The 21,753-nt window shown below is 74.3% G+C and carries 9 protein-coding genes and 2 pseudogenes; all 11 read left to right on the plus strand.

Annotated elements, in window-relative coordinates; genetic code table 11:
• Position 1 precedes the first annotated feature (1 nt).
• Positions 2–8,358 (plus strand): annotated as a pseudogene (locus ACFU7Y_RS00970) (amino acid adenylation domain-containing protein); the annotation flags it as partial.
• A gap of 15 nt (positions 8,359–8,373) precedes the next feature.
• Positions 8,374–9,105 (plus strand): annotated as a pseudogene (locus ACFU7Y_RS00975) (alpha/beta fold hydrolase); the annotation flags it as partial.
• A gap of 112 nt (positions 9,106–9,217) precedes the next feature.
• Complete coding sequence (locus tag ACFU7Y_RS00980; RefSeq protein ID WP_224275080.1) at positions 9,218–10,264, plus strand: class I SAM-dependent methyltransferase; 1,047 nt, start codon at positions 9,218–9,220, stop codon at positions 10,262–10,264.
• The gene (locus ACFU7Y_RS00985; RefSeq protein ID WP_224275082.1) at positions 10,264–11,295 is read left to right on the plus strand and encodes a histidinol-phosphate transaminase; all 1,032 of its coding nucleotides are present in this window, start codon (positions 10,264–10,266) and stop codon (positions 11,293–11,295) included. The genes ACFU7Y_RS00980 and ACFU7Y_RS00985 overlap by 1 nt, the downstream gene beginning before the upstream one ends.
• 120 nt (positions 11,296–11,415) lie before the next feature.
• Complete coding sequence (locus ACFU7Y_RS00990; RefSeq protein ID WP_380765844.1) at positions 11,416–12,687, plus strand: MFS transporter; 1,272 nt, start codon at positions 11,416–11,418, stop codon at positions 12,685–12,687.
• A 122-nt stretch (positions 12,688–12,809) separates the two neighbouring features.
• Complete coding sequence (gene hppD, locus ACFU7Y_RS00995) at positions 12,810–13,907, plus strand: 4-hydroxyphenylpyruvate dioxygenase (protein ID WP_380765846.1); 1,098 nt, start codon at positions 12,810–12,812, stop codon at positions 13,905–13,907.
• Positions 13,904–15,055, plus strand: a complete 1,152-nt coding sequence (locus tag ACFU7Y_RS01000) for an alpha-hydroxy acid oxidase (RefSeq protein WP_380765848.1) — start codon at positions 13,904–13,906, stop codon at positions 15,053–15,055. The genes hppD and ACFU7Y_RS01000 overlap by 4 nt, the downstream gene beginning before the upstream one ends.
• A gap of 65 nt (positions 15,056–15,120) precedes the next feature.
• Positions 15,121–16,350, plus strand: a complete 1,230-nt coding sequence (locus ACFU7Y_RS01005) for a PLP-dependent aminotransferase family protein (protein ID WP_380765863.1) — start codon at positions 15,121–15,123, stop codon at positions 16,348–16,350.
• A gap of 134 nt (positions 16,351–16,484) precedes the next feature.
• A complete protein-coding gene (locus ACFU7Y_RS01010; RefSeq protein WP_380765850.1) occupies positions 16,485–17,543 on the plus strand; it encodes a methyltransferase in 1,059 nt (352 codons plus the stop codon).
• Between the two features lie 205 nt (positions 17,544–17,748).
• On the plus strand, positions 17,749–20,346 hold the full coding sequence (locus ACFU7Y_RS01015) for a lantibiotic dehydratase (protein ID WP_380765852.1): 2,598 nt from the start codon (positions 17,749–17,751) through the stop codon (positions 20,344–20,346).
• A 47-nt stretch (positions 20,347–20,393) separates the two neighbouring features.
• Positions 20,394–21,752 (plus strand): B12-binding domain-containing radical SAM protein, encoded by a 1,359-nt coding sequence (locus tag ACFU7Y_RS01020; protein ID WP_380765853.1) that lies wholly within the window; start codon positions 20,394–20,396, stop codon positions 21,750–21,752.
• Position 21,753 lies beyond the last annotated feature (1 nt).

Raw genomic sequence — 21,753 nt, forward strand, 5'->3', positions numbered from 1 at the left:
GCTGCTCACCGGCTGGAACGACACCGCCGCGCCCGTCCCGGACGCGACCCTGCCGGAGCTGTTCGAGGCGCAGGCCGCCGCCACCCCCGACGCGCCGGCCGTGGTCTCCGAGGACGGCACCCTCAGCTACGCCGAACTGGACTCCCGGGCCGAGCACCTGGCGGCCCACCTGACCGGCGCCGGGGTCGGCCCCGAGACGCCGGTGGTCCTGCTGATGGACCGCTGCGCCGACCTGCTGGTGGCGATCCTCGCGGTCGCCAAGGCGGGCGGCAGCTACGTCCCGCTGGACGACCGGCACCCGGCCGAGCGGCTGCGCCGGATCACCGCGGAGACGGCCGCGGCGCTCGTCCTGGTCGACCCGGCGCACCGCGACCACCCGCTGGCCACCGACGCCCCCTGCCCCGTCCTGCCGCTCACCGAGGGCTGGTTCGACGGGCCGCGCGAGCGGCGCGCCCACCGGACCGCGCCCCACCCGGAACAGCTCGCGTACGTGATGTTCACCTCCGGCTCCACCGGGGAGCCCAAGGGCATCGCGATCAGCCACCGGGACGTGGTGCAGCTCGCCACCGACCCGTGCTGGCGGCACGACGAGGGCCTGCGGGTGCTGTTCCACGCACCGCACGCCTTCGACGCCTCGACCTACGAGATCTGGGTACCGCTGCTCTCCGGCGGCCAGGTGGTCGTCGCGCCCCAGGGCGACCTGGACGCGGCCGCCATCCGCGAGCTGGTCCGGGTCCACGCGCTCACCCACGTGCACGTCACCGCCGGCCTGTTCCGGGTCATCGCGGAGGAGGACCCGGGCATCTTCGCCGGCGTGCGCGAGGTGCTGACCGGCGGTGACGTGGTCTCCGCCCCGGCCGTGCGCCGGGTGCTGGAGGCCGTCCCGGGCATCGCGGTGCGGGCCCTGTACGGGCCGACCGAGACCACCCTGTGCGCCACCCAGTATCCGATGCCCGACGCCACGGCGGTGCCGAGCACGGTGCCGATCGGGCGCCCGCTGGCCAACACCCGGCTGTACGTGCTGGACGCCGGACTGCAGCCGGTGCCGGCCGGAGTGGCGGGCGAACTGTACATCGCCGGGGCCGGCCTGGCCCGCGGCTACGTCGGCCGCCCGGCACTCAGCGCCGAGCGCTTCGTCGCCTGTCCCTTCGACGGACGGGGCAACCGGATGTACCGCACCGGCGACCTCGCCCGCTGGACGGCGGACGGCGTCCTGGAGTTCCTCGGCCGGGCCGACGACCAGGTGAAGATCCGCGGCTTCCGGATCGAACTCGGCGAGGTGGAGGCCGCGTTCACCGCCCACGAGAGCGTCGGCCAGGCGCTCGCGGTGGTCCGCGAGGACCAGCCGGGCGACAAGCGCCTGGTGGTGTACGCCACCGGCAAGGCCACCGACGGCGAACTGCGCGCCTTCGTCGCGGACCGCCTCGCCGGCTACATGCTCCCGGCCGCCGTGGTCGTCCTGGACAGCCTGCCGGTCACGGCCAACGGCAAGGTCGACCGCCGGGCCCTGCCCGCGCCCGAGTACGCCGGGGCGGCCGAGGGCCGCGCCCCGCGCACCGAGCGCGAGCGGGAACTCTGCGCCCTGTTCGCCGAGGTGCTGGGCGTGCCGGTGGTCAGCATCGACGACCGGTTCTTCGACCTCGGCGGCCACTCCCTGCTCGCCACCCGGCTGGTCAGCCGCATCCGCGCCACCCTCGGCGTGGAGCTGCCGATCCGCGCGCTGTTCGACGCACCCACGGTCGCCGCCCTCGCCGCCGTCCTGCCCGGGGGCGAAGAGGCGCCCGCCCCGAAGAAGGCCCGCCCGGCCCTGCGGCCGATGCGCCGCCCCGGCGCCCAAGCCTGACCCGCGACGGGACGCGGGCCCGCCCACCGGTCCCACCGGTGGCGCGGCCCGCCCCGCCGCACGACCGCCGCCCCCTCACCTGTCACAGCAGCCACCAGCCACAACAGCCGTACGTCGCCAGTCGGAGGCAGACCTTGATCCCGTTGTCGTTCGCCCAGCAGCGACTCTGGTTCATCGAACAGTTCGAGGGCCCGAGCGCCCTCTACAACACTCCGTTCGCCCTCCGGCTGACCGGCGAGCTCGACGCCGCCGCCCTCGAAGGCGCGCTCGGGGACGTGGTGGACCGGCACGAGGTGCTGCGCACCGTCTTCCCCACCACCGACGGCCAGCCCTACCAGCGCATCCTCACCGAGGGGCGCCCGCCGCTGCACCGGGTGCCGGTGGCGGACGAGGCCGAGCTGCACGCACGGATGCGCGAGGCCGCCGGGCAGGTCTTCGACCTGAGCTCCGACCTGCCCGTCCGGGCCTGGCTGTACGCCCTGCCCGCGAAGGACGAGCACGTCCTGCTGCTGCTCACCCACCACATCGCCAGCGACGGCTGGTCGGTCGCCCCGCTCTTCCGCGACCTCGCCGAGGCGTACCGCGCCCGGCTGGCCGGCACCGAGCCGCAGTGGGAGCCGTTGCCGGTGCAGTACGCCGACTACACCCTCTGGCAGCGCGAACTGCTCGGCGAGGAGGACGACCCGGAGAGCGTCGTCTGCCTGCAACTCGCCCACTGGCAGCAGGAGTTGTCCGGAATGCCGGAGGAGCTGGCGCTCCCCTACGACCGTCCGCGCCCGGCCGCGGCGAGCCGCCGCGGCGGCGCCGCCGACTTCGAGATCGACGCCGAACTGCACTCCGCACTCACCGAGTTGGCCTCCAGCCGGCACGCCAGCCTGTTCATGGCGCTGCAGGCCGCGGTCGCCACCCTCTACACCCGCCTCGGCGCCGGCACCGACCTGCCGCTCGGCACCCCCGTCGCCGGCCGCACCGACGAGGCCCTCGACGACCTGGTCGGCTTCTTCGTCAACACCCTGCTGCTGCGCACCGACACCTCCGGCGACCCCACCTTCCACGAGCTGCTCGACCGGGTCCGGCGCGCCGACCTGGACGCCTACGACCACCAGGACATCCCCTTCGAGCGCCTGGTGGAACACCTCAACCCGACCCGCACCCCCGCCCGCCACCCGCTCTTCCAGACCGTCGTCACCCTGAACGCGGAGCGGGACGGCGACCTCGCCTTCGGCGCCGCGGTGGGTACCCCGATCGAGGTCGGCGAGGCCCAGGCCCAGTTCGACCTCAACTTCAACTTCGTCGAGCGGCTCGCCGCCGACGGCACCTGCCTGGGCGTCCGCGCCGCCGTCGACTACGCGGCCGACCTCTTCGACCACGCCACCGCCGTCTCCCTCGCCGAGCGGCTGGTGCGCGTCCTGCGCGCCGCCGTGGCCACCCCGGACGCGCCGATCGGCGGCATCGAGATCCTCGACCCGGCCGAGCGCGAGCAGCTGCTCACCGGCTGGAACGGACCGGCCGCGCCGGTCGCCGAGCAGAGCCTGCCCCGGCTGTTCGAGGCGCAGGCCGCCGCCACCCCCGAGGCCCTCGCCCTGGTCTCCGGCACCGAGCGGCTCGACTACGCCGAACTGAACGACCGCGCCAACCGGCTCGCCGCCCTGCTGCTGGAGCGCGGCCTGACCACCGAACAGCCGGTCGCGGTGCTGATGGAGCGCTCCGCCGGGCTGCTCACCGCCGTCCTCGCGATCGCCAAGGCGGGCGGCACCTACGTCCCGCTGGACGACCGCTACCCGCTGGACCGGCTCCAGCACATCCTCGCCGACACCCGCACCGGCCTGCTGCTCGTCGACCCGGCCCACCAGGGCCACCCGGTGCTCGCCACCGAGGGCTTCGCCACCGTCGAGGTCACCGGGGCGCTGCTCGCCGAGGCCCCCGCGGCGGGCAACCCGGCCGTGCCGGTCCTGCCCGGCCAGCTGGTCTACGTGATGTACACCTCGGGCTCGACCGGGGTGCCCAAGGGCGTCGCCGTCACCCACCGCAACGTGGTGGACCTGCTGGGAAACCCGCACTTCCGGGCCGGCCACCACGAGCGCGTGCTGCTGCACTCGCCCACCGCCTTCGACGCCTCCACCACCGAGATCTGGGCGCCGCTGGTCACCGGCGGGGCGATCGTGCTCGCCGAGCCCGGCGAGCTGGACATCCGCCGCCTCGCCGAGACCATCACCGCCCACCGGGTGACCCTGGTCCAGGCCCCGTCCGGCCTGCTGCGGCTGATGGCCGACGAGGACCCGGCCGCCTTCCGGAACGTCCGGCAGGTGTGGACCGGCGGCGACGTCGTCCCGCCGGAGTCCGTCCGCCGCCTCCACCGGGCCTGCCCGGACACCTCCGTGGTCGCGGTGTACGCACCCACCGAGACCACCGCCATCAAGACCACCTTCACCATGAACCCGGGCGAGCCCGTCCCCGCCGTGGTGCCGATCGGCCGCCCGCTGGCCAACACCCGGCCGTACGTGCTGGACACCGCGCTGCGCCCGGTGCCGGCCGGCGTGGCCGGCGAGCTGTACATCGCCGGCGCCGGCCTGGCCCGCGGCTACGTCGGCCGCCCCGGCCTGACCTCCGAGCGCTTCGTGGCCTGCCCGTTCGGCGAGCCCGGCAGCCGGATGTACCGCACCGGCGACCTGGTCCGCTGGACCGCCGACGGCGTGCTGGAGTTCCTCGGCCGGGCCGACGACCAGGTGAAGATCCGCGGCTTCCGGATCGAACTCGGCGAGGTGGAGGCCGCGTTCACCGCCCTTCCCGCCGTCGGCCAGGCCTTCGCGGTGGTCCGCGAGGACCAGCCCGGCGACAAGCGCCTGGTGGTGTACGCCACCGGCCAGGGCACTGCCGCCGAGCTGCGCGCCGCCGTCGCCGACAGCCTGCCCGGCTACATGCTCCCGGCCGCCGTGATCGTCCTCGACGCCCTCCCGGTGACCGCCAACGGCAAGGTCGACCGCCGCGCCCTGCCCGCCCCCGACTACACCGGGGCGACCGAGGGCCGCGCCCCGCGCACCGACACCGAGCGCACGCTCTGCGAACTCTTCACCGACGTCCTCGGGCTGGACCGGATCGGAATCGACGACAGCTTCTTCGACCTGGGCGGCCACTCGCTGCTCGCCACCAAGCTGGTCAGCCGCATCCGCACCGCGCTCGGCACCGAACTGCCCGTCCGGGCGCTGTTCGACGCCCCGAGCGTGGCCGCGCTGGCCGCCGCCCTGCCCACCCCGGGCGCCGCCCGTGCGGCCCTGCGCCCGGTCGAGCGGCCCGGGCGCATCCCGCTCTCCCCCGCGCAGCAACGCCTCTGGTTCATCGACCAGTTCGAGGGACCGAGCGCGCTCTACAACACCCCGTGCGCGGTCCGGCTGACCGGCCGGGTCGACGCCGGCGCCCTCCAGGCGGCCCTGGCGGACGTGCTCGACCGCCACGAGGTGCTGCGCACCGTCTACCCGACCACCGACGGACAGCCGCACCAGCTGCTCCTGGAGAACCCCGAACTCCCGCTGCGCACCGTACCGGTGGCCACCGAGGAGCAGCTCCGGGCGGCCCTGGCCGAGGCCGGGTCGGAGGTCTTCGACCTCGCCCGCGACCTGCCGGTGCGCGCCACCCTGTTCTCGCTGCCGCACGACGAGCACGTCCTGCTGGTCCTGATGCACCACATCGCCACCGACGGCTGGTCCGTGGTCCCGCTGCTGCGCGACCTCGCCGAGGCCTACGAGGCCCGCCGCACCGGCACCGCCCCCGACTGGCGGCCGCTGCCGGTGCAGTACGCCGACTACACCCTCTGGCAGCACGAACTGCTCGGCACCGACGAGCGGCCCAGCGCCCTGCTGACCGACCAACTCGCCTACTGGCAGCGCACCCTGGCCGACCTCCCGGAGGAGCTGACGCTCCCCTTCGACCGCCGCCGCACCGCCGCCCCGAGCCGCCGGGGCGCCGCGGTGGAGCTCCGGATGGACGCCGGACTCCACGCCTCCCTGGCCGAGCTGGCGCAGCAGAGCCGGGCCAGCGTGTTCATGGTGATGCAGGCCGCACTGGCCACCACGCTGGGCCGGATCGGCGCGGGCACCGACCTGCCGATCGGCACCGTGGTGGCCGGCCGCACCGACGAGGCGCTGGAGGACCTGGTCGGCTTCTTCGTCAACACCCTGGTGCTGCGCACCGACACGTCCGGCGACCCCACCTTCCGGCAGCTGGTGGAGCGCGTCCGGGTCGCCACCCTGGACGCCTTCGAGCACCAGGACGTGCCCTTCGAGCGGCTGGTCGAGCTGCTCAATCCGGTGCGTTCGACCGCCCGCCACCCGCTCTGCCAGGTGATGCTGACCTCCGGCGGCGACGCCGGGGAGATCAGCCTCGGCGGCCTGCCCGGCCGGGTCGAACAACTGGACTCCGAGCTCGCCAAGTTCGACCTGACCTTCGCCTTCAGCGAGAGCTTCGACGCGGCCGGAGCACCCGCCGGGCTGGGCCTGACGGTGGAGTACGCCGTCGACCTGTTCGACCGGGCCACCGCCGAGGCGACGGCCGCCCGCTTCGAGCGCGCCCTGCGCGCGGTGCTGGCCGACCCGGACCAGCGGGTGGGCCGGGTCGAGGTGCTGGCGCCCCAGGAGCGGGAGCAGCTGCTCACCGGCTGGAACGACACCCGGGAGAACCTCCCGCTCGGCACCTTCCCGGCGCTCTTCGAGGCGCAGGCCGCCGCCCGCCCGGACGCCGTCGCGCTCTCCTTCGACGCCGTGCAGGTCACCTACCGCGAGCTGAACGAGCGCGCCAACCGCTTCGCCCGGCTGCTGGTCGAGCACGGCGCGGGCCCCGAGCGGTTCGTCGCGATCGCCCTGGAGCGCTCGATCGAGCTGATCGTCGCCCAGCTCGCCGTGCTCAAGGCCGGCGCGGTCTTCCAGCCGCTGGACCCGCGCTACCCGGCCGACCGGATCGCCTACATGCTGGACGACGCCAAACCCGCGCTGGTCCTCACCAGCAAGGCGCTGGCCGACGGCCTGCTCGCCGACAGCGCCGTCCCGCGACTGCTGATCGAGGACCTGGACGCCTCCGGCCACCCGGCGCACGACCTCACCGACACCGCGATCACGCCGCACTCGGCCGCGTACGTCATCTACACCTCGGGCTCCACCGGCCGCCCCAAGGGCGTGGTGGTGACCCACACCGGCCTCGCCGCCATGGTGGAGGGCCAGCGCCGGGGCCTGGCCGTCACCCCGGACAGCCGGGTGCTGCTGTTCGCCTCGCCGTCCTTCGACGCGGCCGTCTGGGAGCTGGGCATGGCGCTGCTCACCGGCGCCCGGGCCGTCCTCGGCGACGCCGACCGGCTGCTGCCCGGCCCCGCGCTGGCCGAGCTGGTCGCCGAACAGGGCGTCACCCACCTGACCCTGCCGCCGACCGCGCTGGCCGTCCTCGCCCCGGACGCGCTGCCGCCGGGCGCCACCCTGGTGGTGGCCGGCGAGGCCTGCCCGCCCGACCTGGTCGAGCACTGGTCGGCCCGGCTGCGGATGGTCAACGCCTACGGCCCGACCGAGTCCACCGTCTGCGCCAGCATGAGCAGTCCGCTCAGCGGCCGGATCGCCCCGCCGATGGGCCGGCCCGTCCCGGACACCCGGCTGTACGTCCTGGACGCCGCGCTCCAGCCCGTCCCGGCCGGGGTCGAGGGCGAGCTGTACATCGCGGGCGCCGGTCTGGCCCGCGGCTACCTCAACCGGCCGGGCCAGAGCGCCGAGCGCTTCGTCGCCGACCCGTACGGCGCCCCCGGCAGCCGGATGTACCGCACCGGCGACCTGGTCCGCCGCCGGCCATGGGGGTCCCCCCGGCCGGTGGGGGCACCTCCCAGCCGCCAGGCTGGGGGCGCTGGGGGAGGCACCCTGGAGTACCTCGGCCGCACCGACCACCAGGTCAAGGTCCGCGGCTTCCGGATCGAGCCCGGCGAGATCGAGGCCGTGCTCACCCGGCACCCGTCCCTGGCCCGGGCGTTCGTGCTGGTCCGGGAGGACCGCCCGGGCGACCGCCGGCTGGTCGGCTACGCCGTCGCCCACCCGGGCCAGGTGGTCGACCAGGCCGCGCTGCGGGCCCACGTCGGCGCGTCCCTGCCGGACTCCATGGTGCCCTCGGCGATCGTCGCCCTCGACGCCCTGCCGCTCACCGCCAACGGCAAGGTCGACCGCAAGGCCCTGCCGGCCCCCGACACCACCTGGCTCGGCTCCGGGCGGGCGCCCGCGACGCCCCGGGAGGAGCTGCTCTGCGGTCTGTTCGCCGACCTGCTCGGGCTGGAGAAGGTCGGCGTGGACGACAACTTCTTCGAGCTGGGCGGGCACTCGCTGCTGGCCGGCCGGCTGGTCGCGGACCTGCGCGACCTGGTCGGCGAGGACGAGCAGATCGGCGTCCGTGCGGTGTTCGAGGCGCCGACCGTCGCCCGGCTGGCCGAGCGGCTCGACCAGGGCCCGGCCGCCGAGAGCTTCCCCGTCCTGCTGCCGATCCGCACCCGCGGCTCGCGCCCGCCGCTGTTCTGCGTCCACCCGGCCGCCGGCATCAGCTGGGTCTACACCGGCCTGCTGCGCCACCTCGACGCCGAACAGCCGATCTACGGCCTCCAGGCCCCCGGCCTGGCCGACCCAACCGCGCACCCGGCCTCCGTCGCGGAGCTGGCCCGGACCTACCTGGCACGGATCCGCGCCGTCCGCCCCGAGGGCCCGTACGCCCTGCTCGGCTGGTCCTTCGGCGGGGCCGTCGCCCACGCGATCGCCGCGCTGCTGCGCGAACAGGGCGAGGAGGTCCGGCTGCTGGCCCTGCTGGACGCCTACCCGGGCACCGGCGAGCCGGGGCCCGAGCAGTGGCGGGACGACCCGGCGCAGCTCGCCGTGATCCTCGACTCGCTCGGCCACCCGGCCGGGGAGATCACCGCCTGGCCCGCGGACGAGGACGGCTACGCCGCACTCGTCCGGGACGGCGAGGGCCCGCTCGCCGGCCTCAGCGGCGCCGGGGTGGCCCGGGTGGTCTCGGTCTTCCAGGCCAACGCCGAGCTGTCCCACACGCTCCCGCTGCCCGGCTACGACGGCGACGCGGTGTTCTTCACCGCCGCCAAGGACCGGCCGGCCGACGCTCCCGACCCGGAGAGCTGGCGCCCGCACCTGGGCGGTCGGCTCGACGTCCACGAGGTGCCGAGCACCCACGGCGCGATGACGAGCTCCGAAGCACTCGCCGTCATCGGCCCGGTGCTCGCCGCCCACCTGGCTCCCTGACCCGTCCGCCCCGCCGACCCACCGACTCGACACCCCTACCGACCGCAGGCGACCGACCTGCGCACACCACGCGGACCACACCCGGTCCGCCCACGGAGAAACGGACACCACCATGACCACTGCGGCCATCCCCGACACCTGGCGTGGCATCACCCCGTCGCCGATCACCTCGACCGACGCCTACAACGGCTTCATCGCCGCCAACGTGATCTTCGCGCTGGACCGGATCGGCCTGCTGGAGACGATCGGTCGCGGCGAGCCGCTCTCGGCCGCCGAGGCCACCGTCCAGGCCGGCGACACCGCCCGCACCGAGGCCGTACTGCGCGCCGCCGCCGACTACGGCTACCTCAAGGCCGACGGCGACGCCTACCTGCCCACCGAGGCCGGTCTGGAGATCGCCGCCGCGCGCGGCTACTTCACCTGGGCCGTCGGCGGCTACCACGACGTGTTCGGCCGCGCCGGCCACCTGAGCGCCGGCACCCACCGCTACAACGAGGACGTCTTCCGCGACGAGGCGATGGTCGCCCTCGGCTCCGCCCAGTGCGACCAGTCGCTGTTCGCCGCGCAGCTGACCGACGTGCTCAGCGGCATCGACTTCCGCACCATCGCCGACCTGGGCTCCGGCACCTCCGCCCGGGTGCGCCGCGTGGTCTCGCAGCGCGAGGGCAGCCGGGGCCTGGGCATCGACATCAGCCGTCCGGCCACCGACATCGCCCGCCGCGACATCGCCGAGGCCGGCATGCAGGACCGGGTCACCGCCGTCCGCGCGGACGTGCTGGGCCTGCTCGGCACCCAGATCGACAACGACGCCGAGGCCGCCGAGGTGGCCGAGGTCGACACCGTGATGAGCTTCTTCCTGCTGCACGACCTGCTGGCCGACCCGACCACCCGCTCCTCGATCTTCACCCGGATGCGGGAGGCCTTCCCGAAGGCCCGCACCTTCGTCCTCGGCGACACCATGCTGCGCGACCCGGGCACCTCCGACGGCGCCCAGCCGGTCTTCTCGGTCGGCTTCGAGCTGGCGCACGCGATGATGGGCGTCCCGCTGCACACCAAGGCGACCTACGAGCAGCTCTTCACCGACGCCGGCCTGCGGATCGACCGCGTCGAGGCGCTGGCCACCCCGCACTCCTGGCTCTACGTCCTCCAGGCCGACTGATGGCCGCCCCGTCGACCGCCAGACACCTGCTGGCGCAGAACGAGCACCCGTACCCTCCGCTGCCGTCGGTGCTGGCCGCGCTGGCCGAGGCCAGTGCCGACCTGCACCGCTACCCGGACTTCCGTCCGGAGCGGATCGCCGGGATCGTCGCCGCCTGGCAGGGCGTCCCGGCCGGCCAGGTCGTGGTCGGCCACGGCTCGGCGGGCGTGGCACTGGACCTCTTCCACGCGGTGGTCGAGCCCGGCGACAACGTGGTGCACTCGGAGCCCTGCTTCGACGCGTACCCGCTGTTCTGCGAGATCGCCCGGGCCGAGGCCCGTCCGGTCCCGCTCGGCCCCGACGCCCGGCACGACCTGGCCGCGATGGCCGAGCGGATGGACGAGCGCACCCGGATCGTCGTGCTGTGCAACCCGCACAACCCGACCGGCACGGTCTACTCCTGGGCCGAGCTGACGGAGTTCTTCCGCCGGGTGCCGTCCACCGCGCTGATCCTGCTCGACGAGGCGTACGTCGACTTCGCCCAGGACTGGCAGGCCCCGGACGTACCGGCCCGGATCGCCGAGTGGCCGAACCTGGTGGTGCTGCGCACCCTGTCCAAGTCGCACGGCATCGCCGCGCTGCGGATCGGCTACGCGCTGGCGCAGGAGTCGGTGGCCCAGCGGGTGCGGGACCACCAGGTGCCGTACGCGGTGAACCGGCTCCAGGAGGCGGGCCTGCTCGCCGCCGTCGCCGCCGGGGACGAGATGGCGCGGCGGATCGCCGAGATCACCGCGGAGCGGGAACGCACCCGGGCCGAACTGCTGCGGCTCGGCTGGACGGTGGCGCCCAGCGTCACCAACTTCCTGTGGGTCGACGCCCCCGGCGACCAGCTCCCGCTGCGCGCGGAGCTGGAGCGCCTGGGCGTGGCCGTCCGCTACTACCCCGGCCGGGGCATCCGGGTCGCCATCGGCGAGAAGGACGCCAACGACGCGCTGACCGAGGGCTTCGCCGCCGTCGCACCGCTCGCCCCGGCCCACCCCGTCGCACCCTGACCGCCCGGCGCCCTGAGCACCCCGCGTGCGTCAGGGCGCACTCCGGGCGCCCTGCACCACCGCACACCCCGCACGCCCCTGCACACCCCGAAGCGCCGTCGGCGCAGCGAAGGAACCGCCATGCACCCGCTGTTGGTCCGCCCGGAGTTCCGGCGCTACCTCGCCGGGCAGACCCTGTCCGTCCTCGGTGACAGCGCCCTCTCCATCGCCCTCGGCATCTGGGCCAAGGTGCTGACCGGCAGCAACTCCGCCGCCGGTCTGGTGCTGTTCTGCTTCTCCGCGCCACTGCTGCTGCTGCCGCTCGGCGGCCTGCTCGCCGACCGGGTCCGCCGCAAACCACTGCTGGTCGGGGTCAACCTGGCGGTGGCGGTGTCGCTGCTGCCGCTGCTGCTGGTTGACGGCCGGGACACGGTCTGGATCATCTACTGCACCGCCACGGTCTGCGGCCTGGCCGGGGCCGTCCTCGCCCCGGCGCAGAGCGCGCTGCTGCGCAGCATCCTGACGGAGCGCCAGGACTTCGGTGCGGCGGCCGGGCTGACCCAGAGCGCCCGGGCCGGCACCACCCTGGTGGCGCCGCTGCTCGGCTCGGGCCTCTACGGCTGGTTCGGCGGGCACGTGGTGGCCGTGGCCGACCTCGGCGTGCTGCTGCTGGCCGCGCTGAGCTTCCTCACCCTGCGGGTGGAGGAGGTCAAGCCGGAGCCCTCGGGCCTGCGCTGGCGCACCGAGGTGCTGGCGGGCTTCGTCCACCTGCGCGGTTCGGTCGGGCTGCGGCCGCTGGTGGTGGCCACCGCCGCCGCCGGCTTCGTGCTGAGCCTGCTCCAGCCGGTGCTGTTCGCACTGACCCAGCACGGGCTGCACCGCTCGCCGCAGTTCCTCGGCGTGCTGGAGACCACCGAGGCCGTCGGCGCGCTCGGCGGCTCGGTCGTCGGCGGTCTGCTGATCGGCCGGCTCGGGCCGCGCCGGACGGTCATGGCGGGGTCGGCGGTGTTCGGCCTCGGAACGGCCCTGCTGCTCACCCCGTCGCTGTACGTGGTCTCGGCCGGCCTGGTGATCGCGGGCGCGGGCATCCCGGCCGCCCTGGTCGGGCTCGCCACCGCCGCCCAGGCGTCCACCCCGCCGCAGCTGATGGGGCGCGCTCAGGCTGCCGTCAACCTCTCGCTCACCGCGCCGCAGGCACTGGCCGTCGGCGTCGGCTCCGGCCTGGTGGCCGCCCTGGACTTCCGGGTGGTGCTGGGCGTGATGGTGGTCGGCGCGCTGCTCGCGGCCGCCCACCTGATCGGCAAGCCGGAGGCCCCGACGGAGCCCCCGGAGACCGAGCCCCGGAACGAGGGCGAGGGCGAGGGCGACGACCCGGCCGAGCCGGAGGACACCAAGAACCTCCAGTCCACCTGACCGGCACCCGCCCGCCCGCCCCGATCACGTCCGCACCACCCGAACGCCCGCACCACCCCGCACGTCCGCTCACCTGATCACCCCTCAGCACCTCCCGTCCTCCTCACGAGAGAGCTCTTGCGATGACCGACCGTTCCTCTCCCGCCGTCACCCCGATCCCCGTCGAACTGGACCACGTCGAGTTCTACGTGGCCGACCTAAACGCCGAGACCGCCAAGCTGACCACGGAGTACGGCTTCGAGCTGCTCGTCCCGCCGACCGAGCGCGGCGAGGCCGCCGAGCGCTGCCTGTCCTCGTTGGTCGGCCAGGCCGACATCCGGCTGCTGATCACCCAGCCGCTGGCCGCCGGGCACCCGGCCACCGCCTACCTGGAGCGCCACGGCGACGGCGTGGGCGCCCTCGGCCTGCGGGTGCCGGACGCCGTCGACGCGTACCGCACGCTGACCGCCCGCGGCGCCGCCGCCCTGCGCGAGCCGCAGGCCTCGGACGGCTGCGTCACCGCCGTCGTCGACGCCTTCGGCGACGTGGTGCACACCCTGGTCGAGCGCGGCCCCGAGACCCCGGCCGGCCGCATCCCCGGCCTGCCGGACCCGGCCCCGCTGACCGGCGAGGGCGAGGTCGGCCTGCGCTCCGTCGACCACTTCGCGGTCCTGGTCCCGTTCGGCGAACTGCGCAAGACCGAGCACCGCTACCACGAGGCCTTCGGCTTCCGGACGATCTTCGAGGAGCGGGTCGAGGTCGGCGCGCTCGGCATGGACTCGGCCGTCGTGCAGAGCGCCGACCGCAGCGTCACGCTCACCCTGATCGAGCCGCTCACCGCGGACGCGGGCGGCCAGATCGCCTCCTTCCTGGCCGGCCACGACGGCGCCGGGGTGCAGCACGTCGCCTTCGCCGCCGAGGACGCGGTGCACTCCGTCTCCACCATGGCCGAGCGCGGCGTGCCGTTCCTGCGCACCCCGCAGACCTACTACGACGCGCTGCCCGCCCGCCTGACGCCGCTGCGGCACTCCTTCGAGCAGCTGCGCGAGCTGAACCTGCTGGTCGACCAGGACCACGACGGCCAGCTGTTCCAGATCTTCACCCGCTCCCAGCACCCGCGGAACACCTACTTCTTCGAGGTGATCGAGCGCATCCGGGCCCGCAACTTCGGCAGCAACAACATCCGTGCCCTCTACGAGGCCGTGGAGCTCCAGCGCAACGCCAGCGAAGTGGCCGGATGAGCGCGTCCGTCCGCGGCGAACCCCGCACCGACCCGGCCGACGGGCGCCCCGCGCTCTGCGTCGCGGAGTACGCCGACCGGGCCCGGGCCGTGCTCGCGCCCGAGGTCTGGGAGTGGCTGGAGGGCGGCGCGGAGCGCGAGCTGACCCTCGCCGCCAACCGGGCCGCCTTCGACCGGGTGGCCCTGGTGCCGCGGGTGCTGGCCGACGTCGGCACCCGGGACACCGCCGCCACCCTGGTGCGCAGCCGGTCGGCCCTGCCGGTGGCGGTGGCACCCGTCGCCTACCACCGGCTGTTCCACCCCGAGGGCGAGCTGGCCTCGGCCCGCGCCTCGGCCGCCGCGGGCGTGCCGTTCACCGTCGGCACGCTCAGCAGCGTCGGTTTCGAGGAGCTGGCGAAGACCGGCGCCACGCTCTGGTTCCAGCTGTACTGGCTGCGCGACCGCGGCCGGCTGCTCGACCTGGTCAGGGCGGCCGAGGAGGCCGGCAGCGAGGCCCTGGTGGTCACCGCCGACGTGCCGTACATGGGCCGCCGGCTGCGCGACGCCAGGAACGCCTTCGCGCTGCCCGAGGACGTCCGCGCGGCGCTGCTGGAGGGCGGCGCCGCCGGGCGGGCGCACGAGTCCACCACCGCCGTCTCGGCGGTGGCCGCACACACCGCCGAGCTGCTCTCCCCCGGCGTCACCTGGGCCGACCTCGAATGGCTGCGCGGGCAGACCGAGCTGCCGCTGGTGGTCAAGGGCGTGCTCGACCCGGCCGACGCGCAGCGGGCCGCCTCGATCGGCGCCGCGGCCGTGGTGGTCTCCAACCACGGCGGCCGCCAGCTCGACCGGGCCGTGCCCGCGGTGACGGTCCTGCCCGCCGTCGCCGAGGCGCTGGCCGGCCGGGACTGCCAGGTGCTGATGGACAGCGGGGTGCGCGGCGGCTCGGACGTGCTCACCGCGCTGGCCCTCGGCGCCTGCGGAGTCCTGCTCGGACGTCCGCTGATCTGGGGCCTGGCGGCCGGGGGCGAGGCGGGCTGCACCGACGTCCTCGACCTGCTCGCCGCCGAGCTGCGGCACGCGCTCGGCCTCGCGGGCTGCGCCGACCTGCGGGCCGCCGCCGAGCTGCGCACGACCACCCTGCCCTGCCCCACCTGGAGCACCCCGTGACCACCATCGCCGCACCGCACGACCTGCTCCTCGCGGGCCTGCACACCTCCCTCGCCGATCCGGCGATGACCTCGATGAACCTGCTCAACGAGATCTCCATTCGCTACCCGCGGGCGGTCTCCTTCGCGGCCGGCCGCCCGGCCGAGCAGTTCTTCGAGCCGGACGCCGTCCACCGCCACCTGGACCGCTACCTCGACCACCTGCGTACCGAGCGCGGGCTGACCGAGGAGGCGGCCCGCCGGCAGGTGCTCCAGTACGGGCGGACCAAGGGGATCATCCACGACCTGATCGCCACCCACCTCGCGACGGACGAGGGCATCGAGGTGCCCGCCGAGTCGATCGTGGTGACGGTGGGCTGCCAGGAGGCGATGTTCCTGGTGCTGCGGGCGCTGCGCCACGGCCCCGAGGACGTGGTGCTGGCCGTCTCCCCCACCTACGTGGGGCTGACCGGTGCGGCACTGCTGGCCGACCTGCCGGTGCGGGCGGTGGCCGACGGTCCGGACGGCGTGGACCTCGCCGACCTGCGCCGCCAACTGGCCGCCGCCCGGGCCGAGGGGCTGCGCCCGCGGGCGCTCTACCTGGTGCCGGACGTGGCCAACCCGAGCGGGGCCAGCCTGCCGCTGAAACTGCGCCGGGAGCTGCTGGAACTGGCGGCCGAGGAGGACTTCCTGCTGCTGGAGGACAACCCGTACTGCGTCTTCGCCGGCGAGGAGCGGCTGCCCTCGCTCAAGGCGCTGGACACCGCGCGGCGGGTGGTCCACCTCGGCTCCTTCGCCAAGACGGCCCTGCCGGGTGCCCGGGTCGGGTACGTGGTGGCGGACCAGCTGGTGGCGGACGGGCGGGGCACCGCCGTGCTGTTCGCCGACCTGCTCGGCATGATCAAGAGCATGACGACGGTGAACACCTCGCCGATCGCCCAGGCCGTGATCGGCGGCGCGCTGCTGGAGCACGGCTACAGCCTGCGGGCCGCCAACACCGAGGTGGCCGCGCTCTACCGGCGCAACCTCTCGCTGGTGCTGGAGGGCCTGGCCCGGCGCTTCCCGCCCGGCAGCGGGGTGACCTGGAACGAGCCGCGCGGCGGGTTCTTCCTGGTGCTCACGGTGCCGTGCGTGGTGGACGACGCGCTGCTCGAACGCTCGGCCTCGGAGTACGGGGTGATCTGGACGCCGATGTCGCACTTCTACCCGGGAGCGGGCGGGGAGCACCAGCTGCGGCTCTCCGTCAGCCAGGTCGACCCGGCCACCCTCGACCGGGGGCTGGACGGGCTGGCCGCGCTGCTCGCCGCGCAGTCCTGACCCGCCCGGAAGGGGCGTCCCACCCGGGGCGCCCCTTCCGCCGTGCGTCCACTCCGAGGTGACGGTGTGCTTCGGCCCCGCTACGCCGGGGCAGCATCCCGGCGCAAGCACCGCAGACCCACCGAGGAGGACGCATGCCGCACGACGAGAACCAGCCCGCCGGCGACCGGTCGGCGACGGCCGCGGAGGAGGGCCTGCGCCGCTCGGCCGCCTTCCTCATCGACGAGGCGCTCGGCTTCGTCTTCCCCGCGGCCCTGCGCGCGGCCGCCGACACCGGGGTGGCCGACGCTCTCGCCAACGGCCCGGCCACCCCCGCCGAACTCGCCGCCACCACCGGCACGGACGCCCGCAACCTGTACCGGGTGCTGCGCCTGCTCGCCACCCGGAACGTGGTGGCCGAGGACGAGCACGGCCGCTTCACGCTGACCGAGACCGGGCAGGCGCTGCGCAGCGACGTCCCGTACTCGGCGCGCAACGCGGTGCGGATGCTCACCGACCGCACCTTCTGGCTGCCGGCGGAGCGGATGGCCCACTGTCTCACCGAGGGCACCACGGCCTTCGACGACGTCTTCGGCATCCCGTTCTTCGACCACTTCGCCCGGGACGAGGAGACCGCCGCGGTCTTCCACGTCGGCATGGCGGCGATGTCCGACCCGGAGAACGCGGTCATCGCGGCCGCCTACGACTTCCCGGAGACCGGCACGGTGGTGGACGTCGGCGGCGGCCACGGCGGCCTGCTGCTGGAGGTGCTGCGCCGCAACCCCGGCCTGGAGGGCGTGCTCTACGACCGCGCCCACGTCCTGGCCGGCCACCGGCTGGACGGCGACAAGGAGATCGCGGGCCGCTGGAGCACGGCGGAGGGCGACTTCTTCGCCGCCGTCCCCGCCGGCGACGTCCACCTGCTCAAGCGGATCACCCACGACTGGGACGACGACCAGTGCGTCACCCTGCTGAGCCACTGCCGGCGCGTCCTGCACCCCGGCGGCCGGATCCTGGTCCTGGACGCCGTGGTCCCCCGGGACAACGCGCCCCACCAGGCCAAGACCCTGGACCTGATGATGATGGCCTCGCTCACCGGCCGCGAGCGCACCGAGGCGGACTTCGCGGAGCTGCTCGGCCGGGCCGGCCTGCGCCTGTCCCGGATCCTGCCCACCCCGACGGTGCTCTCCGTGGTCGAAGCCGTTCCTGTCTGACGTAACGTCACGTTCACGCCGATTCAGTCTCGTTGCAGCCATCCCAACGTCCGGGCCTTGCCGCACCACCTCGGGTTTTCGACTGATGGTCAGTCAATCTTGGCCGGAATCCAGCCTGTTGGCCCCATCGTTATTGAAAGACCCCTCGACAGGTTGTTATGGTCACGAACTGTCGTGACCAAGTCAGCCATGTGAGGGGACGATCATGGACGAGTCGAGGCGGCGCCCGGACGACCGAGGGCCTGCGGGCGGCGGCGGCCTCACCCCGGCGACCGGGGCAAAGGACGGCACCGGGTGGTCGCTCGTCCCGGTCGCGATGCTGCGCCACGCCGGCTACCCGCTCTCCCTGCTGGACCGCGTCGTCGACCCGGCGACCGCCCGGGCCGCCGATACCGTGCTCGCCCTGCGTGACGAAGCCGTCGAGCTGGGGCGGCAGTTGAAGGCCGCCCTGCGTGCGGCGCAGGCCGGCACCCGGGGCGACCTCGCCTCCGGGGTCGGCATGCTCCGTCCCTTCCCGCCCGCCGACCTCGCCCGGCTGGAGGCCGAACTCGGCCCGGCCGCCCTGGACTCGGCCAAGCGCTACCAGGACGCGGTGCAGACCCTCGACAGCCACTGGGCGGCCTTCGAGCAGGAGCACGGAGCGGCCCTCGCCCGCGCCCGCCGGGCCGTCGTGGACCTGTTCCGCGAACCCTCCCTCCAGCAGGTCCTGCTGCTGTCGAACGACGCCCGCTTCGAGGAGTTCACCGCCTGGATCGCCTCCGGCGGCACCGGGTCGGACGGACACGTCAAGCGGATGACCGACCTGCTCGCCATGTACCTCCAGCGGGTCACCACCAAGAACGAGACCCACTCGCACTTCGGCCCCCTCGCCGTCGCCCGGACGGCACCGGAGGCCACCACCGCCGGCGTCACCTGGTCCACTGGCCCGCTGCGCCGGACCGCCCTGCTCAGCCACTGGGCGGGCGAGGCGATGGCCGAGGTCTTCAGCGCCCGGCCGGAGACCTTCGAGACGGTGCGCCCCCGCCGGCGCCCGCTCGCCTTCGCCGACGGCCCCCTGGTCCGGCTGTACGCGTTCGAGACCACCACCGGCATGCCGGACGGCTGGCGCTTCGTCGCGGTGAAGTCCGACACCTTCGACGCGCACCGGTCCTGGCTCTGGGAGCGCTGCGACGGCGAGCGCACGGTGGCGCAGCTGCGTGCCGCCTGGGCCGAGCGCCCGGCCCGTCCGGCCGACCGGACCTTCGACCGGGTGCTGGCCGAACTCGTCGACCAGGACTGGCTGATCGGACGCTGGGAGATCCCGATCGGGTCCACCGACGTGCTGCGCTCGCTCGCCGGACACCTGGCCGAGGACTCCCCCGACCTCGCCGTGGTGCGCCGCTTCGAGGACGGGCTGCGCCGCTTCGCCGAGGGCCCGGTGGCGCAGCGCGCGGCCCTGATCGCCGAGCTCAAGGAGACCTTCGAGGAGGTCACCGGGTCCGCGGCCAACCGCTCCGAGGGCCGGCACTACGCCGACCGCAGCATCCTCTACGAGGAGGCGTACAGCCCGGTCGGGGACGTCGTCCTCGGCCCGGACGTCACCGGGCTGATCGGCCGCGAGCTGTCCGTGGTCTACGACCTGACGCTGCTCGTCCCCCGGCTGCGCATCCGCCGCGAACTGGCGATCCTGCACGGCTGGATGGCACGGCGCTTCGGCCTCGGCACGCCCGTACCGCTGCCGGACTTCTACGCCGCCTTCTTCGCCGACAAGCCGCAGCTCGCCGTGGAGTGCGAGGAGGTCGACCGGGAGATCACGTCGCTCGACCGGGAGGTCGTCGCCCTGCTGCTGGACGGCGCCGAGGACGGCCGGCACGAGAGCGTCGTCGACCGGGCCCGGCTGGAGGAACTGCTCGCCCGCCACCCGGACACCCCGCCCGCGCTGTGCAACCCGGACGTCATGCTCGCCGCGCCGGACGCCGCCGCGATCGGACGCGGCGACTTCCTCGCCGTCGTGGGCGACTGCCACGCCGTGCGCGAGGCGCTCACCCACTCCAGCTTCGCCCCGATGCTCCAGGCGGAGGCACCGGAACTCCTCGACGAGGTCCACACCCGGTACCGGGGGCTGCTCGACGAGGACGAGGTGCTGGTCGACCTCTCCCGCTCGCACCCCGACAAGACCGGCGCCCAACTCACCTACCCCTGCCCGGACCTGGAGGTGTACGGGCTCTCCCCGAAGGCCCGCGGCGACGTCCTCCAGCCGGGCCGGCTGTACCTGGTGGCCACCGCCGACCGGGTGGAGCTGCGCGCCCACGGCCTGGCCGGCCGGCTGAAGCTGCTCGCCCCGTTGGCGGGCGGCCCCAGCATCCGCCAGGACCCGCTCTCCCCGTTCGCCTTCCCCCGGCACTTCGGCGGCGTCGGCATCCGCGACCGGGACCGCGACCACGTGCCCCGCATCCGCTGCGGCCGGATCGTGCTGCACCGGGAGCGCTGGCGCATCCCCGCCGAGGCCCTGCGCGGCTGGAGCCCCGGCGTCCACCGGTCCAAGGGCGACGCCCCCGAGTTCGCCGCCGCCCGCCGGCTGCGCCGCGAGCTCGGCCTGCCGCGCCACGGCTTCCTGAAGATCCCCGGCGAGCCGAAACCGGTCTACGTCGACTGGGACTCCCCCCTCGTCGTCCGGCAGGTCTTCCGGCTCGCCCGGAAGACGGCCGTCCCTCTGGAGTTCAGCGAAATGCTCCCCGCCCCGGAGCACCTCTGGCTCGACATCGACGGAGAACGTCACACCAGCGAGCTGCGCTGTGCGGTCTTCTCGCGCCGTTCCCACTGAGTGCTCCACGTCTGGGCCCCACGCCCTCACCGACCGAAGGCACCGACATGACCAAGAGCTGCATCGTCCAGTTGCCCTTCCCCTCCAGCCACGACCCCGACCCGAACCTGGCGCGCTACTACGACGACTACGACCGGCGCTTCCGGGCCCTGCTGCCCGAGTACTTCATCCCGGCCGACGGCCTGTGGGAGATGCCGCTGTGGGTCGCCCACCTGACCGCCCTGCTGAACACCGCGGGCCTCGACTCCGTCTTCCGCGACCTGTCCAGGACCCCGGCCGAGCCGGAGAACTGCGCCGAGCCGCTGCTGGACGCGACCACCCCCGGTGACCTGGTCCTGATGTCCCCGCTCGCCCAGAACCTCCGCCTCGCGCTGGAGGTGGCCAAGCGGCTGGAGCACGCCGGCCGGCGTGTCGTCCTCGGCGGGAACATGGCCCCGCTCGCCCCGGACGGCGCGGTGCACGCCGTGCACCGCGGCCAGCTCGACGCCACCTTCGTGCGCCGGCTCGTCGAACTCGCCGCCGGATCCGGCGGCAGCCTGGAGAAACCCCTGCTGCCAGGCCTGGTGTCCGACCGGATCACCTGGGCGCCGGACTACCGCCACCTCGGCGGCTACCAGGGCCGGGTGCCGCTCCTGCGGCTCAACGCCAGTCACGGCTGCCTGTACCAGTGCTCGTTCTGCGGCGACGCCTGGAGCAAGCAGCTGACCCTGGTCGCCAAGGACGCGCTCGCCCAGGAGGTGGACGAGCTGACCACCCGCTTCCCGGACACCCGGCTCTTCTACATCGGCGACAAGACCTTCGGCCAGTCCCGCGAGGCGGTCGGCAACCTGCTGGACGTCTTCCGCGACCGCCCCGGCTACCGGTTCATCGTGCAGACCCACGTGATGCAGGTGAAGGAGTGGATCGTCGAGGCCATGCTCGAACTCGGCGTCGTCGCCGTGGAGCTCGGCTTCGAGTCGGCCGACTCGCAGATGCTGAAGCGGCTCAACAAGCTCTCCCGCGGCCTGGACGACTACACTTCGAAGATCCGTCAACTCAGCGACGCGGGGCTGAAGATCGTCCTCAACATGATGGGCGGCCTCGACGAGGAGACGGAGGCCGCGCACGGCCAGACCGTCACCTGGATGCGGGAGAACCAATCGGCGCTGTGGCTCTTCAACCTCTACAACTTCGTCCCGTACCCGCTCACCCCGGACTTCCCCAGGCTGCGCGAGCGCATCTTCAACTGGGACTTCGCCGACTGGCGGGAGGACGCCCCGGTCGTCTACCGGCCCCGGCACCTGTCCCCCGAGGACAGCTGGGACCTGTTCCAGGAGAAGATCGCCGCCGCACACGACATCATCCGCGATCCGCTGCCCGTCACCACACCCGCCGCGCCCCTCGCACCCGCCGCGCAGGAGAACTGAC

Origin of the sequence: Kitasatospora sp. NPDC057542 (genome assembly GCF_042801945.1) — a bacterium.
Taxonomy (GTDB): domain Bacteria; phylum Actinomycetota; class Actinomycetes; order Streptomycetales; family Streptomycetaceae; genus Kitasatospora.